The sequence below is a fragment of the Roseovarius azorensis genome (assembly GCF_900109455.1).
In the GTDB taxonomy this organism is placed as follows: Bacteria; Pseudomonadota; Alphaproteobacteria; order Rhodobacterales; family Rhodobacteraceae; genus Roseovarius; species Roseovarius azorensis.
Genome location: NZ_FOAG01000009.1, coordinates 113107 through 128408, shown reverse-complemented (window position 1 = coordinate 128408; position 15302 = coordinate 113107). Strand labels below are relative to the sequence as shown.

Sequence of the window (15302 nt, the reverse complement as noted above, 5' to 3'; positions counted from 1 at the left end):
CCAGTCGATCCGCCTGCCATGCTCGCCCCAGAACGCCGCAGGATCGCTGACCGAGGCGGCATACATGGATTTGTATGTGGCGGCGTCGATATGGGCATTGGCCGCGAAGGCTGCGGAGGGGGGATAGGTCTTGTCGGACATGGATCGCATTCACCTCTGGGTCTCGTGGTCATGATTCCGGTGCCTGCCGTCACGGCAGGTCAGGGCCGACGCTGCGGCACGGTGGGGGCCGCGCCTCGGATGGCGAGGTATTCGGCGCGAAGCTCCTCGTTCTCCCGCACTCCGGCAGCAATACCGTCGAACACGATCCAGCCCATGTCAAGGACCACCGCCCGGACGGGCAGGACCAGCGCGCGCACCACGTTCTGTTGCGCGATGATGGTGGTGATGCCCTGTTGCGTGCCATGAATTCCTCTCGTCATGAAATCCTGGCAAGGGTATCGCGCCGAGTTCCCCGGCAGGGCGCCATTGAGCGGGAAAGCGTGGCGGATAAGAAAATTGCGGAACAACTGCCTTTTGCAGAACAGTTATTTTGTAAATTCATAGACAGATGCCTGTGGCATGACGTAAATAAATTATCAAGCAGGCGCGGCAAGTCACACCCGGATCAGGAAAAAAAAACGATGCCGGAAAGGTTCATGATCGGGACGCGAATCCGCGAGCGGCGGGTTCTTGGCGGAATACGCCAGTCCGATCTGGCGCGACAGGCCGGAATTTCGCCGTCCTATCTGAATCTTATCGAGCATAACCGGCGCAGGATCGGCGGCAAGACGCTGCTTCGGCTGGCCGAAGTGCTGGAGGTCGAACCGGCGCTCTTGTCGGAGGGGGCGGAGGCGACGCTGATCTCGGCGCTGCGCGAGGCGGCGGGTGGGCGGGCCGGCGATGGTCCCGAGCTGAGCCGGCTGGAGGAATTCGCCGGGCGCTTTCCGGGCTGGGCGCGGATGCTGGTCGATCTGCACCGGCGCAGCGAAAGCCTGGAGCGCACCATCGGCACGCTGACCGACCGGCTGGCACATGATCCGTTTCTGGCGGATTCGCTGCATGAGGTGATTTCGGCGGTGACGGCGATTCGCGCGACCTCGTCTATCCTGGTCGAGACCAGGGCGTTGGAACCGGAATGGCAGGCGCGGTTTCACCGCAATATCAATGAGGACAGCGCGCGCCTGACCGAGGGTGCGCAGGCGCTGGTGCGCTATCTCGATGGCGCGCCAAACCGCGATGCGGAGTTGAAATCGCCGCAGGACGAGATGCACGCCTTTCTTGCCGCGCACGGGTTTCACTTCGAGGATCTGGAGCGCGAAGTGGCCGGGCCGCGCGATGTGATCCGGCTGTTGCGGAGCGAGGCAGGGCAGGCGATGTCGGGCGCGGCGCAGCACCTCGTGCGCGAGGTCCTGCTGCGCTATCTGGAGGATGCCCGCGCGCTGCCGCTGAATGCGTTTCTGGCACGGATCGGCGATCTGGGGATGCGACCGGACCGGCTGGCGGAATCTGCCGGGGTGGGTATGGCGCAGGTGTTCCGGCGGCTGGCGAGCCTGCCCGAGGCTGCGGTCGGTCCGGTCGGGCTGGTGATCTGCGACGGCTCGGGCACGCTGATTTTCCGCAAGCCGCTGGAGGGGTTCGCGGCGCCGCGCATGGCCGGGGCCTGCCCGCTCTGGCCGCTCTATCAGGTGCTGGCGCAGCCGCAGGCGCCGCTGCGGATGCGGGTCAGGCAGGCCGGGCGCGGTGCCGCAGTGGTCGAAGCCTGTGCGGTGGCGTCGCAGGCGGGGCCGGCGGGCTTTGACCGGCCTGCGCTGATGCAGGCGCATATGCTGCTTTTGCCCGATCCGGGAGAGAATGGCGGTTCCATACGGGAACTGGGTGTAAGTTGCCGGATCTGTCCGCTGGCCGAATGCAGGGCGCGGCGCGAGCCGTCGATCATCGCAGAGGGTTTTTGACAGAACGGGCGAGATTGGGAATAGTTGTGCAGGCGGCGTGTCCGCCATCGCATCGGAGGGGAGGCCGGTTGCATGGGCAATAAGGTTCTGCTGATCGAGGATGAGCCGAATATCATCGAGGCGGTCAGTTTTATCCTGTCGCGGGATGGCTGGGAGGTGAAGACCCATTCCAACGGGCATGACGCGATGCAGGCGGTGCGCGAGCGTGCGCCCGACCTGATCATTCTGGACGTGATGCTGCCGGGCAAGAGCGGGTTCGATATCCTGCAGGAAATCCGTGGCGATACGGAGTTTGCCGACACGCCGGTGCTGATGCTGACGGCGCGTGGTCAGAGCAAGGATCGCGAGATGGCCGAGCGCGCCGGGGCCAGCCAGTACATGACCAAGCCGTTTTCCAATGCCGATGTCCTGGCCGCCGTGCGGGCGCTGGTGACGCCATGAGCCCCGAACGCGCCCCGGTCTTTCTGGCGCGGCGCAGCTATCGCCGCCGCCGTCTGGCCGATGCGGCGCGGCTCTTGCCGATTGCGGGCGCTGTCCTGTTCTGTATTCCGCTGCTGTGGCGGGGCGCGGACGGGGCGATCGGCACGAACGGCGTGATGTTCTACATCTTCGGTCTGTGGATCGCGCTGTCGGTGATTTCCGGTGTGATCTCGCGGCATCTGCGCGCGAGCGAGTCGGAGGCTGCGCCGCCGGTGGCGGAGGAGGCATGAATGTCGATCCTCAACGCGCTGATTCTGGTCTGTGTTCTCTACGTCGTGTTCCTGTTTGCCGTGGCCTTTGCCGCGGATCGCGCGGCGCTCAGGGGGCGGGGAAGCTGGCTGCGGTCGCCCTATGTCTACACGCTGTCGCTGTCGATCTACTGCACCGCCTGGACCTTTTATGGCGCGGTCGGTTTTGCCGCGCGCTCGGGGCTCGAATTCGTGACGATCTATCTGGGGCCGACGCTGGTGATGATCGGCTGGTGGTGGACGCTGCGCAAGATGGTGCGGGTGGGACGCAGCCAGCGGATTACCTCGATCGCCGATCTGATCTCGTCGCGCTATGGCAAGTCGAACCTGCTGGCGGTGTTTGTCACCGTCCTGGCGGTGATCGGGGCCACGCCCTATATCGCGCTGCAACTGCAATCGGTGACGCTGTCGTTCGCCGCCTTTGCCGAGACCGACCCGGAGGCCACGACGCTGCCCGACATGCAGTCCACCGCGCTCTGGGTGGCGATGGGGCTGACGGTTTTCACCATTCTCTTCGGCACCCGCAATCTTGACGCCAACGAGCGGCATCACGGCGTTGTCATGGCGATTGCGGTCGAGGCGGTGGTCAAGCTGTTTGCGCTGCTGGCGGTGGGGGTGTTCGTGGTCTGGGGGCTGTCGGGCGGTGTGGCCGAGACGCTGGCGCGGATCGAAGCATCCGAGATATCCCGGTTCGAGGTGACGGGCAGCCGCTGGGTCGGGCTGACGATGCTGTCGGCGATGGCGTTCCTGTGCCTGCCTCGGATGTTTCAGGTGATGGTGGTCGAGAACGAGGACGAGGACCACCTGCGCACCGCAGCCTGGGCGTTTCCGACCTATCTGATGCTGATGAGCCTCTTTGTGGTGCCGATCGCGGCGGTGGGGCTGGATCTGATGCCGTCGGGGGCCAACCCGGACCTTTTCGTGCTGACGCTGCCGCTGATGGACGGGCGCGACGGGCTGGCGATCCTGTCCTTTCTGGGCGGGTTTTCCAGCGCCACCTCGATGGTGATCGTCGCCGCGATAGCGCTTTCGACCATGGTGTCGAACCATATGGTGATGCCGATCTGGCTGCATCTGAGCGGTGGTGCCGCGGTGGTGTCGGGGGACGTGCGGCATGTGGCGCTGCTCGCGCGGCGGCTGAGCATCGCGGGGATCGTGTTCCTTGGCTATCTCTATTTTCGCCTGTCGGGCAGCGGCACCGCGCTGGCCGCGATCGGGCTGATTTCCTTTGTCGGGGTGGCGCAGTTCCTGCCCTCGCTGATGGGGGGGCTGTTCTGGCGCGGAGCGACGCGCACCGGCGCGCTGGCGGGGCTGGGGCTGGGCTTTGTGGTCTGGCTCTATTGTCTCTTTCTGCCCAGTTTCGGACCCTCCGTGGTGCTGCCGCAGGCGGTGTTTGACAACGGGCTGTGGGGGATTGGCTGGCTCAGGCCGCGCGCACTGTTCGGGGCCGAGGGGATGGACCCGGTGATGCATGCGCTGATGTGGTCCATGCTGCTAAACACGGGTGCGTTTGTGCTGTGCTCTCTGCTGAGTTTTCCGCAGCCGATCGAGCGGCTTCAGGGGGCGCAGTTCGTCAATGTGTTCGAGCATTCCCCGACCCCCGGCGGCTGGGCCGGAGGCATGGCGCAGAGCGAGGATCTGCTGATCATGTCGCAGCGCATCCTGGGCGCGCGCGAGGCGCAGGCGCTGTTCGAACGTGCGGCACGACGGCAGGGGCTGGTGGGGTATCTGCCGGAACCCAGCCCCGATTTCCTGCAGGAGCTGGAGCGCGTGCTGTCCGGCTCGGTCGGGGCGGCCACGGCGCATGCGATGATCGGGCAGATCGTCGGCGGCGCGGCGGTGTCGGTCGAGGATCTGATGGCGGTGGCGGACGAGACCGCGCAGATCATGGAATATTCCAGCCAGCTTGAGGCGAAATCGCAGGAACTGGCGCGCACCGCGCGGCAGCTCAGGCAGGCCAACGAGAAGCTGACGCAGATTTCGGTGCAAAAGGACGGGTTCCTCAGTCAGATCAGTCACGAGCTGCGCACGCCGATGACCTCGATCCGGGCGTTTTCCGAGATCCTGCGCGATACCGGCGACCTGACGCCCGAGGAGCAGAGCAAATATGCCTCGATCATCCATGACGAGGCGGTGCGGTTGACGCGGCTGCTGGACGATCTGCTGGATCTGAGCGTGCTGGAGAACGGGCAGGTGGTGCTGAATTCGCAGACCGGCCTGCTGAGCGATCTGCTGGATCGGGCCGAGCGGGCGGCAGGCGTGCAGGGCGGCGATCTGCGGGTCGAGCGCGACCGGGCCGCCGAGGCGGTGGCACTGACCACCGATCTGGACCGGCTGGCGCAGGTGTTCATCAACCTGATCGCCAATGCGCGCAAATACTGTGACGGCAGGCCGCCGGTCCTGACCATCCGCACTCGTCAGAGCGGCGGGTATCTGGTGATTGATTTCACCGATAACGGATCGGGAATCCCGCCCGAGAAACAGGCGGTCATCTTCGAGAAATTCTCGCGTATCGGCGAGACCAAGGCCGGGGGCGCGGGGCTGGGACTGGCGATCTGCCGCGAGATCATGACGCGGCTTGGCGGCTCTGTCAGCTATCTTCCGGGGCAGGCCGGGGCGGCGTTCCGGGTGAGCCTGCCGGTCGCAAACCGGATGGCCGCGCAATGACTGCCGGGGTTAAGGGGATGGTAACAAAGCCTGCCTAGGGTGACCGCAACGGCAGTGGCAGCGGGCAGCAGCAGGCGGTATGGGATCGCAGGATCAGAATTCGGTCATCCGTCGCAAGGCCAGGGCGGCGCGCGACGGGGCTGATCCGCGGCTGATGTCGCCGGCCAAGGCGTTGCGCCTGTCGCTGGCGCAGGCCGCCGACACGCATTTCGACCTGGCGCTGAATGTGGCCACGGTCGAGCAGATGCGCGTGCCGCCCGGCGAGGCCGCGCGCAGCCTTGGCGAAGAGGGGCTGTTGGTGCTGCTGGACGGCGCACAGGGCGCGCGCGCAGCACTTCGGCTTGATCCGCAGTTTCTGGCGGCGCTGATCGAGGTGCAGACCATGGGTGCGGTGCGGCCGGGGGTGGCGCGGGTCCGTCCCGCGACACCCACCGATGCGGCGATGGTGGCGCCGCTGGTCGATGCGCTGCTCGAACGGTTCGACGAGCGGATGGTTGAGGGGTTCGAGGATCATGTGGCGCGCGCCTTTCGCTTTGGCGACCGGGTCGAGGAACCGCGCAGCCTGTCGCTGGTTCTGACCGACGGCGACTATGATCTTTTCCGCATCACCGTCGATCTGGGGCCGGGGGCCAAGACCGGGCGGCTAGACCTGTTGCTGCCAGTGGCGTTGGCCCCGCCCAGAAAGGCGGACAGTACGCGAGCGGCGCACGCCGCCCGCGGGATCGGGGAGGTGACGCTCAATGCGCCGGTGGTTCTGGACACGGTGATGGCGCGCGTCAACCTGACGCTCAGGGATGTCTGGGCGTTCCGGCCGGGACAGATCGTGCCGCTGGCGCGCGAGGCGCTGTCATCTGCGCAACTGGTCGGAACCGGCGGGCATCTGGTGGCCAGGGTTCATCTGGGCCAGATCAACGGCTGGCGCGCGGTGCGGTTGCTTGCGGCGGAGGGCGGCACGCTGGCCGGGCCCGCAGCGCCAGAGTCGTCGGCGGAGGGCACGCAGGACACCACCGATCCGCAGTCGCGCGGCGAGGTGGGGGCGCAGATCGTGCCCTATTCCGGTCCGGCGCAGGTGCGGATCTGAGAGCGCTCGCGCAGATTTCCGCGCCCGGTCAGCGGGCTTGACCTATATCAAGGACGACTCGGACGAAGCTTGTTATACTTCCATTGAATCGGAGGATTGCGATGCTGGAGACTGGAAGATATCGCGCCGCCTTGATGGCGCGTCTGGAGGAGTTGGACACGCGTCTCCACATGATCGAAAGCGAGCTGGATTGCCCGAAAACCCGTGATTTCTCGGATATGGCCATTGAGCGCGAAGGCGATGAGGTTCTGGAGCATCTGGGCCAGAGCGGACAGGAGGAAATCGCACGCATTCGCGCGGCGCTGGCGCGAATCCGGGATGGCAGCTATGGCGTTTGTGTGCAGTGCGACGAGCGGATTTCCACCGCGAGGCTGGAGATTCTGCCGGAAACCCCACTCTGTCGGCAATGCGCCGCTCAGATATCCTGAGGCTGTTCACAATCTCTTTGCAGGGAGGTGTTACGAGTGTTTCTGTGACCCTAACTACGCTATACTCGCCATGCCACCAGGGAGGATGACCATGACCAACTTGACCACCGAGCTTGCCCGGCTGGAACATCAGATCGTCCAGGCCGAAAGCGCCACGCGTTACAGGTATCAGCCTCAGTTGCGGCGCATGATGGAACGTCTGCGATCAGAGGGCGAGGCGGTCCCGTCCCGGACCAAGCGCCTGCATGAACAGCTGTTGTGCGAGGCGATCGAGGCGCAATTCGACAACATGCCGGTCTGAACGCTCTGCATTTGCCGTCCGACGCTTGCGTAAAAGGTCATACTTGGTTGTAATTGCGTTGCATGTGGTGCCGGACGGGTGGGTGCGTTGTGACGAGGCAAATTCAACTGGACACACAGGATGGTGTGCGGATCGTGCGGCTTGACCGGCCGGTGGCAAATGCCCTGACGCCGGATCTGCGGGCCGATCTGTTGCAGGCGCTGCGCGAAGCCGCCGAAGATTCGGCTTGTCGCGCGGTGGTGATCTGCGGTATCGGGCCGGGATTCTCGTCCGGTGTGGATCTGACAGAGTATGACCAGCCCGCGGCGACCCCATCGGTTTCGGCGCTGTGCGCTGAGATCGAGGCGTTTCCCAAGCCCGTGGTCGTGGCGCTGCACGGGGCCGCGCTTGGCGCGGCGCTGGCGCTGGTGCTGGCGGCGCATGCGCGGGTGGCGCAAGCGGGGGCGCAGATCGCCCTGCCCGAAATCGGTCTTGGCATGATGCCCGGTGCGGGCGTGACCCAACGCCTGCCGCGCCTGGCCGGGGCGGGGGTGGCGCTGGACCTCATGTTGTCGGGTCAGACGGTGCGCACCGAGGATCCGCGTCTGGCGGATGTGTTCGACCGGCTTGTCGGGATCGCGCCGGAAGCAGAGGCGGTGGCCCTGGCGCGCCGTCTCGCCGATGAGGGGCAATGGCGGCGCAGTTGCGATTGCGAGCGCGGCCTGGAGGATCCGCTGGCCTATCGGGATGCGATCGCGGCGGCGGAACAGAAACTGCAAAAGCCGTCCGGTGCCGCGGGGGATATCCTGCGCGCGGTCGAGGCGGCGCAGTTGTTGCCTTTTACCCAAGGCTTGAATTTCGAGCAGGTGCTGTTTGACGAGCGGCTGCAGAGTCCCGAGGCGCGGGCACAGCGGTACGTCTACGCGGCCGAACGGCGCGCGGGCGGCATGCCAGAATTGCGCGGGGCCGAAGTGCGCCCGTTACGGCGGATCGCGCTTTCGGGGACGGGGCTGGGCGATGTGGCGATGGCGTTCCTGGAGGCGGGCCGCGAGGTGCGGACCGAGGATGCGGACCTGGCCCGGCAGGTGCGGCAGGCCTGTATGCGGGCGGTCAGGGCCGGCAGGATGGAAACCGACGAGATGCAGAGGCGACTGGCGCGACTGGTGCCGGAACGGGCCGATGACTGGGCCGATCTGGTGCTCGACGGGCGCGCCGAGGTGGTGCCGCAGGGCGTGCCCGCGCGGCCCGCGGAAAGTGGGATCACCGCGCTGCTCGATTCGGGCGCGGGATTGGGCGGCGCGCGGCTGGGGCTGCGGCTGTATCGACCGGCGCAGACGCTGAAGCTGGCCGAGATTGCCGTGGGCGAGGGCGCGGCGGCTGGCGATGTGGCCAGTCTCGCACGGCTATGCGCCGAGACCGGCCGCACCGCGCTGCGCGCCGCGCTGCCCGCGGCGGGGCCGGGGCTGGGCCATGTGATGATGGGGGTGCTCTGCCTTGCCGCGCTCGATCTGGTGCGCGAGGGGCTGACGCCGCTGCGGGTCGATCAGGCGGCGCAGCGACTGGGCCTGCGCCATGGGCCGTTCCTGCTGATGGATATCGAGGGGCTGGCGCAGGTTGCACAGCGCCTGGGCAAGGTTGCGACCATGATCGGCGCGCGCCCGCCCGACCGGGACGGCCCGCTGGCCGAGCGTCTGGCGCGGGGTGCGACGGGCCGTGTGGCGGGACGGGGGTTTTACGATCATCCGCCGGAGGGTCCGCGCCCGTCAAGGGATATGGCCGGAACGGGGCTTGATCCCGGTGAGGTGCCGGGCGGCGTGGCGCCGCGCGATGCGCTGCATGCGGCCCTGGTCAATGGCGCGGCGCGGCTGCTGGCGGCGGGGGCGGTTCAGCGCGCCTCGGATCTCGATGTGCTGATGGTGCGTGGTTACGGCTATGAACGGCTGCATGGCGGGCCGCTCTTTCAGGCCGATCAGCGCGGCCTGCTGGCGGTGCTCAAGGACATGAAGGCGCTGCGGGCGGTGTCGGAGCCGCTCTGGGCGCCGCAGCCGATGATCGAGGCGATGGTGCGCAACGGCGAGGGTTTCTTTGGCCGGGTGGCGTTGGCGGTCAGCTGAGCAGGATACCGACGACCACCATCATCAGCCCGATCACCGACAGAAAGAGCGCGCCGGTGTTGAGCGGGACCACCTTTTGCACCACCTGACGCAGGGCCTCTTCCGAGGCACCGGCGCGGCGCACGGTCCAGACGCGCAGGATGCACCAGACCAGCGCTGCCAGGCCGGCGAGCGAGACGGCGGCACCGCCCCAGATCAGTAGTTCCATGCCCTGTTCCCCAAGCGTTGTGAAAACTCGACACGCGCCTATCCCATCCCCCGGCCTCGTGCAAGCCGGGGGCGACCCAGATCGCGCTTGCACCGCGCAGCACGCGGCGCTAGTCAGGGCGTCTATCCGCAGCGGAGGCAGCCCATGAACGACATGACATCCGACAGCAGCTATCGCGTGACCGCCGACGAACTGCGCCAGTTCATCGAGCGGTTCGAGCGGCTGGAGGCCGAGAAGAAGGACATCGCCGATCAGCAGAAAGAGGTGATGGCCGAGGCCAAGGCGCGCGGCTATGACACCAGGGTGATGCGCAAGGTGATCGCGCTGCGCAAGCGCGACAAGGACGATATCGCCGAGGAAGAGGCGGTTCTGGAGATGTACAAGGAAGCGCTCGGGATGGTCTGAGCCGCCTGCCTCAGGGCAGGATCAGCCGGACGCCCTGCATCTGGCGAATATGCTGCACATCCGCGTCATAGAGCGTGGTAAGGGTGGCGATCGTCTCTGCGGTCCAGGCGGGAACGTCGAACTCTTCCTCAAGGGCCGAGTGATCGGCGAACTTGTCGAGAAACGCCTCGACGACCCGGCCTTTCTGGGCATCGGTCAGGCCGGGATTGCGGTTCATGTAATCGCGGAAACGGGCAGCCCCCGCCGGGCTCATGATCTCGGGCAGGAGCGCGAATTCGCCCGCCAGGTCGATGCCGTCCGGCAGCCCCGCCATGGCGCGCAGGATCCGCCCCCAGATCAGCGGCGTATCCTCGTTGCACCAGACCGTGAGGGCGATTTCGGGGTGGCTGTTGCGGATACGCCCGATCAGTTCGGACCAGCGCATGTGGTCGGGATCGCAGCCGCGCAGCAGGTCGTCCATACCGGCAAGGTTGGTCCGGGCCAGCAGGGCGGGCAGATAGCCGGCCGGGTCGCGCAGACCGAGGAAAAGCTCGATGCGGTCGCCGGGAAACATCTGCCGGAAGAGATCGAGCCGCTGCTCTGCCGCGCGGTAGAACAGCCCGCCACCCACCGCCATTCTGGGGGTGCCGAAAAAGCCCTCGTTCGAGAGCACCAGACGGTTCGCCGCGCGGATATCGCCCAGCACCTCGCGGAGCGCTTCGCGCGCCTGGGGCATCAGCGCGCCATTCTCGGCCTGTTGCACGATATCGCGGATCACGCGGCGGTACTGGACCGGATCGGGCAGGTGGGTGCCGTGTTGCGCCAGAAGATCGCTGTTCTCGAAAAGGCAGGCCAGCAGCCTGTCTTCATCGGTGTTGTGCGCCCCGGCGTGGATTATGACCCGCATGCCTGTCCCGTTTTCTTGTTGATCGGGCGTACTATACGGGCTTTTGCGGCGAGGTGAACCGCAATCGCGTCACCATGCGGTGTCGGTCGAAAGGGCGGTCCGGGATGCCGCGGATTGGGCTTGAATTGTCCTGCGGGAATGCGTAAGCACTCGCCCGTGCCCCTATAGCTCAGCTGGTAGAGCAACTGATTTGTAATCAGTAGGTCCGCGGTTCGAGTCCGTGTGGGGGCACCATACGATTTTTGTCCACCGGCGGGGAGATGTGGTTATTCCGGCGATTCCTGCTCGGGTGAGTTGGCGGTCTGCCAGAAGACGATCGCCTTGAGGCCGGCGTCATGGGGCAGGATGGCGGCCATACCACGATCAGCGAGGCATGCCACCATGAGAAGCTGCTCGGAGGACAGGGGGATGGCGATCCCCTCTGCCTGTCCCGCCCTTGGGAGGCGGTCGAGCTTCCTGCCGCCGGCTTGGCTGTGGAACCTTCGCGCGTGATCCTCGAGCAGCGGACGCCAGATCTTGTCGCCCGAGAAGTCGCGTTGCGCGGGTTCGCCGGTCCATGACAATCGTGCGATCGCGATGGGGCGCATGATCTCGGTCAGGCGGTCGATTTCGCAAAGCTGTGCGTCGAAGCCCAGCATCGCCCTCAGCCGTCCGACGGAGCAGGTGAATTCTGCCGGCTGCTGCTGGTCGGGCTGCCGCGCGGTTACGCAGGTGAGTGTTCCGCGGGTTGCGGCGATCTCGGCAAGCCTTTCGGCGAAATCCGAAGCGATGATCCCGCCTTGCGGCACAGGCGCGGATCTTGCCGCGATTTCGACGGAAGCGAGGCGGCGATTGAATACCGACAGATGCGCCAGTCGCTTGCCGTTGACATGCAGTTCGATACGCCGCGGGAGCACGGTTTCATCAATTTCCCGCAGCAGCGCCTTGAGCCGTGAACGGGGATCGTCCGGCAGCGTTCCGCGCTTGCGGACCAGACGATCGGCGGGCGTTGCGAATCTGCGCAACACGTCATCCAGCCGCGTCTGGCCTGACGCAAAGGGCCGGTCGGTGAGCGCGGTGCGTGTCATGTGCTGTCTTCCGATATCTTTTCTGCCGTTTCCCGGGCAGCGCGGAGCACGGGGTCGATGGCCTGAGCCTGCTCGATGATCGCGCAGACCACATCGTCGGTTTCCGTGTCATTGCGGGCGAATACATGCGACCGCCGGGCCGTGAAGGAAATGACTGACGCGCCGTATACATCCGACTCGGTGCCCTCTGGCCGGGAATGGCGGTCCGCCAGGGCAAAGCACCGGATGGCGTCCTCGCACAAGCTGTCGAGCAGTTCGCGCGGGCAGGGTCTGTCCGAGCTGGAGCGCAGGATGAGACCGGATGAGATATCCCCGAAGGCGGCGAGGTTGCAGCCAAAGGAGGATTTCCGAAGCTGGTCGAGGTGGTCCTGAATCTTCATGAGTCAGATCTCCTGCGCCCAACGGTATTCAACTCCTGCAGGTTCTGCGGATATGGACGGCAATCCCGGTTGGATTTCGCAAGGCGATGATGACGGGGCATTTTCATCCACCCCGGCTTGCGGCCCGGCGATCGGCGTTCCGGCGCGACCCGGCGTCGGAACTCAGCCGGACCCGTCTTGGCATCACGCGGTCTTCTGTCTGAGTGTTGGCGGGTTCTGGCGTGACGGGTTCGTGATCCTCATCTGGTATCGGGGATACTGGCCCGGTGGCAGCAGGGTCGTCAGCGTGGTGCGTTGCTGCGGTCGGAAATTTCGAATGTCCATGTTCGAAGTCGAGAAGCATCCCGATGACATGCTCGAGAAATTCCGCCGCGCCACTCCGCCTCCATGCCTCGATATCGTCATCGGCGTTCAGCGCCACGAGCAGAGATACCGGATAGATCGCCTCGAACAGCCCTTCGGTCTCGCGTTGAACCCGCTTGAGAACCCGGTCCTGATCCCGCTGGTTCTGCAGCTTGTCGAACTGGGTGATCAGCAGCAGGTTCCGTCCCGAGGTCTCGGCGCGCAGGCTGTCCCAGATGGCCGCTTCGGATTTGCGCCAGGCCTGAGTCGCGTGCGTGCACCAGATCACGAGGTCGTTTTCCCTGATCACATTCTGCCAGGTTTCCGGGGGCATGTTCGGGTCCGAGATTCCCGGCATGTCGACGATGTCGCACAGTTCAAGCGCATCCGACTCCATGGAGAGTTCGACCCGCCTTGTCTCGCTCAGCGAAACCGACTCGAGGTTATCGAGCGCAATGGGGGTTCTGACGCCATCGTGGCCGACGGTGAATGCCGCGGGCTGACCCTGAGAGATGACGACAGGCGGCAGGCGCGTCGCCGTCACCCGCATGGGCAGCGGGTTGCAGCCCAGCAGGATGTTGGAAAGCGTGCTCTTTCCGGCGCTGAACTCGCCCATCAGCACAAGGCGGGGCTTGCGGGTGTCTGCGACCGGATTCAGTCGGATCAGGTTTTCTTCGCTCATGTTCCGGCCCCTTCCGTCTCGGGTAGCCTGCAGCAGGATTTCAGCCTGTCGATGATGCCTTCGATCTTGTCCAGGCGTTCAAGTTTTTCAGGCTCCAGGCATTTGCGTCGATTCCCTTCTCTGTCTTCATGGCCGCCGCTGATCTCGATCATGATGTCGAGGTTCTGTTCAAAAAACGCATTCAGCGTGTAGATCATCTGGTCGTGGATCTGCGCGGTCTGAACCGTCTTGAGCTGGGTCATGAAGTCTTGAGTTTCAGCCATGACCAGGGTGTGAAACTGCCTGGCAAAAGCCTTGTAGCCGCGCGTCCGCCGCCACCATGACATCCACCAGCCATCGTTGAAGTCCAGTGCGATCGTCTGCGCGATGGTAACCGGGGCCGGCAGTTCCTGCACCTCGGGCACGCTAAGTTCGATGCCTTCGACGGCCCGACCGAAGGCGTTGAAGTAGAGTTCGGCGATATCCACGACGGCCAGTTCATACTGGCTTCTGGCTGCGTTCTGCACGCGGGATGCAAATAGCGCGTAGGCCGATTTGAGCAGCATTCGCAGCCCGGTGGGGCTGTAGGACCAGACCTGACCCGATCCGTCATTCTCAAGATGCGTGATCAGCGAATGGGTTGCGCGCTCGACAAAGTTGGCATGAGCCCGATCCGCGCGGGACTGATAGGCCTGGATTGTCTGATTGATCTTTTCCGACAGGATTGTCCTGTGACGCTCTGCAAGGGCGTTGAGTTCGCTTCTGACCGCAAACATGCTCATCGGGTCATGGAGCTGATGCCCTTGGACGCGCACCATGTTCGCGGCCTGCTGGCCGCTGGCGATCGTGACCGCAGAGCTGGCGATCCTGGTCAGTTTCGGATCGCCAAGTTTCGTGACGATCCTCTCGGATATGATCCGGTTCAGTTCGGGCAGGCCGGACAGGTGCCAGATCATCGCCGCAGGAGATTGATCGAGGGTCGAGGCGTTCAGTTTCATCTCGGCGTATTTCATCAGCGCGTTGGTGCTGGCGCTGTGCATCCGGTCGAGATTTTCGGTCAGAACGGTATTGGCCCAGTAGGCGCTGCCGAAGATGATGTCGGCGTCTTCCGGGCCCTTGTGATCGGCGAGCACCTTGCGCAGGCTCGTCTCGATTTCCGGGATCTGCGCCGAGGGGTCGTGCAATTCGTCGATCCGGTTCACGAAAATGACGACATCCCTGGATTTCAGGCTGGAGATCATGCGGATCAGGGCCATGTCGACCGAGGTCAGGGCCTGATGGGCGGACAGCACGACGATGCAGATGCGGCTGGATCTCACGGCGTTGATCGTCACCTGTTCACGCATCATGAAGGTATCGTTCACGCCAGGCGTGTCGCGCAGGCACATGCGAAACGGTTTGCTGTTGCAGTTCAGGTAAAGATCGGCCGAGCGCGTGATATCGGCAAAGCGCCCCTGGTTCGCGATGTCCTCTGCCGGGTCGTCGTCAAAGAAATCGTCGCCGATGCAGATGTAGCGTTCCAGCAGGTTCTTGTCGAAGTAGCCGTATTCATGTTCCTGGCCCAGCAGCATCTCGAACTTGTTGCCAAGGCGCTTGCGCGACTTTTCACGCAGCATTTCGATCTGCTGGCGGATGGTTTCCAGCTCTCCGCTCGCGCCTGCGCGATTGGCCATCTCGCCCAGCCGCCCGCCCTTGTGAACGAGCCGGTCCCATTCATCTTCTTCCATGAACTGGAAACTGGCGCCTGTTTCCTGCCTTTCGCGACCGGGAGAGAGATGCAGCGAGGTGACTACGGAAGTCCAGGGATTCACATCCGACGGCAAGAGGTCGGGCCAGCCCGCCATCGCGTTGACGAGCGATGTCTTGCCCGATTTCACCTGACCCAGAAAGGTGACTGCGGGTTCAAAGTCGTTCAATTCCCTGCCCAGACGGGCAACCGCGCGCCTGGCTGAATCGCCTGCCGCCTGTTGGAGCGCCGTCAGCTCTTCCTGCACGCGCCGGGCGCGATCCGCGAATTCCCGGAGCGGTTCAAGACCGGCATTCAGGTAATCCGGTTGCGCGAGAACCGAGGTTGGTTTCTCCGGTCTGATCGGGACCTCGACGTTCATCTGGTCAGCCTTT

General features: G+C 64.9%; 17 protein-coding genes and 1 tRNA gene. 10 read left to right on the top strand and 8 right to left on the bottom strand.

What is annotated here, in order from left to right:
* A partial coding sequence (locus BSG08_RS19950) for an acetyl-coenzyme A synthetase N-terminal domain-containing protein (protein WP_425439295.1) occupies positions 1 to 66 on the bottom strand: 66 nt, incomplete at its 3' end.
* A gap of 134 nt (positions 67 to 200) precedes the next feature.
* Positions 201 to 422 carry an ATP-binding cassette domain-containing protein gene (locus BSG08_RS14135; protein WP_175544796.1) on the bottom strand — a complete coding sequence of 74 codons (222 nt, stop codon included), beginning with the start codon at positions 420 to 422 and terminating at the stop codon, positions 201 to 203.
* A gap of 201 nt (positions 423 to 623) precedes the next feature.
* Between BSG08_RS14135 and BSG08_RS14130 the strand changes: the two genes are divergently transcribed.
* The 8 genes from BSG08_RS14130 (at position 624) to BSG08_RS14095 (ending at position 9232) form a co-directional block, all read left to right on the top strand.
* Entirely contained in the window at positions 624 to 1934 is a 1311-nt protein-coding gene (locus BSG08_RS14130) for a helix-turn-helix domain-containing protein (protein WP_093038243.1), read from the top strand.
* Positions 1935 to 2006: 72 nt separating this feature from the next.
* On the top strand, positions 2007 to 2375 hold the full coding sequence (locus BSG08_RS14125) for a response regulator transcription factor (protein ID WP_093038240.1): 369 nt from the start codon (positions 2007 to 2009) through the stop codon (positions 2373 to 2375).
* Positions 2372 to 2644 carry a hypothetical protein gene (locus BSG08_RS14120; protein ID WP_093038237.1) on the top strand — a complete coding sequence of 91 codons (273 nt, stop codon included), beginning with the start codon at positions 2372 to 2374 and terminating at the stop codon, positions 2642 to 2644. Before BSG08_RS14125 ends, BSG08_RS14120 begins: the two co-directional genes overlap by 4 nt.
* On the top strand, positions 2645 to 5329 hold the full coding sequence (locus tag BSG08_RS14115; RefSeq protein ID WP_093038234.1) for an ATP-binding protein: 2685 nt from the start codon (positions 2645 to 2647) through the stop codon (positions 5327 to 5329).
* A gap of 79 nt (positions 5330 to 5408) precedes the next feature.
* Complete coding sequence (locus BSG08_RS14110; RefSeq protein WP_093038232.1) at positions 5409 to 6410, top strand: FliM/FliN family flagellar motor switch protein; 1002 nt, start codon at positions 5409 to 5411, stop codon at positions 6408 to 6410.
* Positions 6411 to 6511: 101 nt separating this feature from the next.
* On the top strand, positions 6512 to 6838 hold the full coding sequence (locus BSG08_RS14105) for a TraR/DksA family transcriptional regulator (protein WP_093038229.1): 327 nt from the start codon (positions 6512 to 6514) through the stop codon (positions 6836 to 6838).
* Positions 6839 to 6929: 91 nt separating this feature from the next.
* Entirely contained in the window at positions 6930 to 7139 is a 210-nt protein-coding gene (locus tag BSG08_RS14100; RefSeq protein WP_093038283.1) for a hypothetical protein, read from the top strand.
* Positions 7140 to 7228: 89 nt separating this feature from the next.
* The gene (locus tag BSG08_RS14095; protein ID WP_175544795.1) at positions 7229 to 9232 is read left to right on the top strand and encodes an enoyl-CoA hydratase-related protein; all 2004 of its coding nucleotides are present in this window, start codon (positions 7229 to 7231) and stop codon (positions 9230 to 9232) included.
* Here BSG08_RS14095 and BSG08_RS14090 read toward each other — a convergent pair.
* Entirely contained in the window at positions 9225 to 9440 is a 216-nt protein-coding gene (locus BSG08_RS14090; protein WP_093038223.1) for a hypothetical protein, read from the bottom strand. The genes BSG08_RS14095 and BSG08_RS14090 overlap by 8 nt on opposite strands.
* Positions 9441 to 9584: 144 nt before the next feature.
* On the opposite strand from BSG08_RS14090, the gene BSG08_RS14085 reads away from it, so the two are divergent.
* Positions 9585 to 9845 carry a DUF2312 domain-containing protein gene (locus BSG08_RS14085; protein WP_093038220.1) on the top strand — a complete coding sequence of 87 codons (261 nt, stop codon included), beginning with the start codon at positions 9585 to 9587 and terminating at the stop codon, positions 9843 to 9845.
* Positions 9846 to 9855: 10 nt separating this feature from the next.
* On the opposite strand, the gene BSG08_RS14080 is transcribed toward BSG08_RS14085, so the two are convergent.
* Positions 9856 to 10731, bottom strand: a complete 876-nt coding sequence (locus BSG08_RS14080; RefSeq protein WP_093038189.1) for a hypothetical protein — start codon at positions 10729 to 10731, stop codon at positions 9856 to 9858.
* A 158-nt stretch (positions 10732 to 10889) separates the two neighbouring features.
* Between BSG08_RS14080 and BSG08_RS14075 the strand changes: the two genes are divergently transcribed.
* Positions 10890 to 10965: transfer RNA gene (locus tag BSG08_RS14075), tRNA-Thr, on the top strand.
* A 32-nt stretch (positions 10966 to 10997) separates the two neighbouring features.
* On the opposite strand, the gene BSG08_RS14070 is transcribed toward BSG08_RS14075, so the two are convergent.
* From BSG08_RS14070 to BSG08_RS14055, 4 genes are all read right to left on the bottom strand, one after another.
* Positions 10998 to 11798, bottom strand: a complete 801-nt coding sequence (locus BSG08_RS14070) for a hypothetical protein (RefSeq protein WP_093038186.1) — start codon at positions 11796 to 11798, stop codon at positions 10998 to 11000.
* Positions 11795 to 12178, bottom strand: a complete 384-nt coding sequence (locus tag BSG08_RS14065) for a hypothetical protein (protein ID WP_093038183.1) — start codon at positions 12176 to 12178, stop codon at positions 11795 to 11797. The genes BSG08_RS14070 and BSG08_RS14065 overlap by 4 nt, the downstream gene beginning before the upstream one ends.
* Before the next feature lie 103 nt (positions 12179 to 12281).
* Positions 12282 to 13202, bottom strand: a complete 921-nt coding sequence (locus BSG08_RS14060; RefSeq protein WP_093038180.1) for a dynamin family protein — start codon at positions 13200 to 13202, stop codon at positions 12282 to 12284.
* Positions 13199 to 15289, bottom strand: coding sequence for a dynamin family protein (locus tag BSG08_RS14055; RefSeq protein WP_093038280.1), 2091 nt, complete (start codon positions 15287 to 15289; stop codon positions 13199 to 13201). Before BSG08_RS14055 ends, BSG08_RS14060 begins: the two co-directional genes overlap by 4 nt.
* Positions 15290 to 15302: the final 13 nt, after the last annotated feature.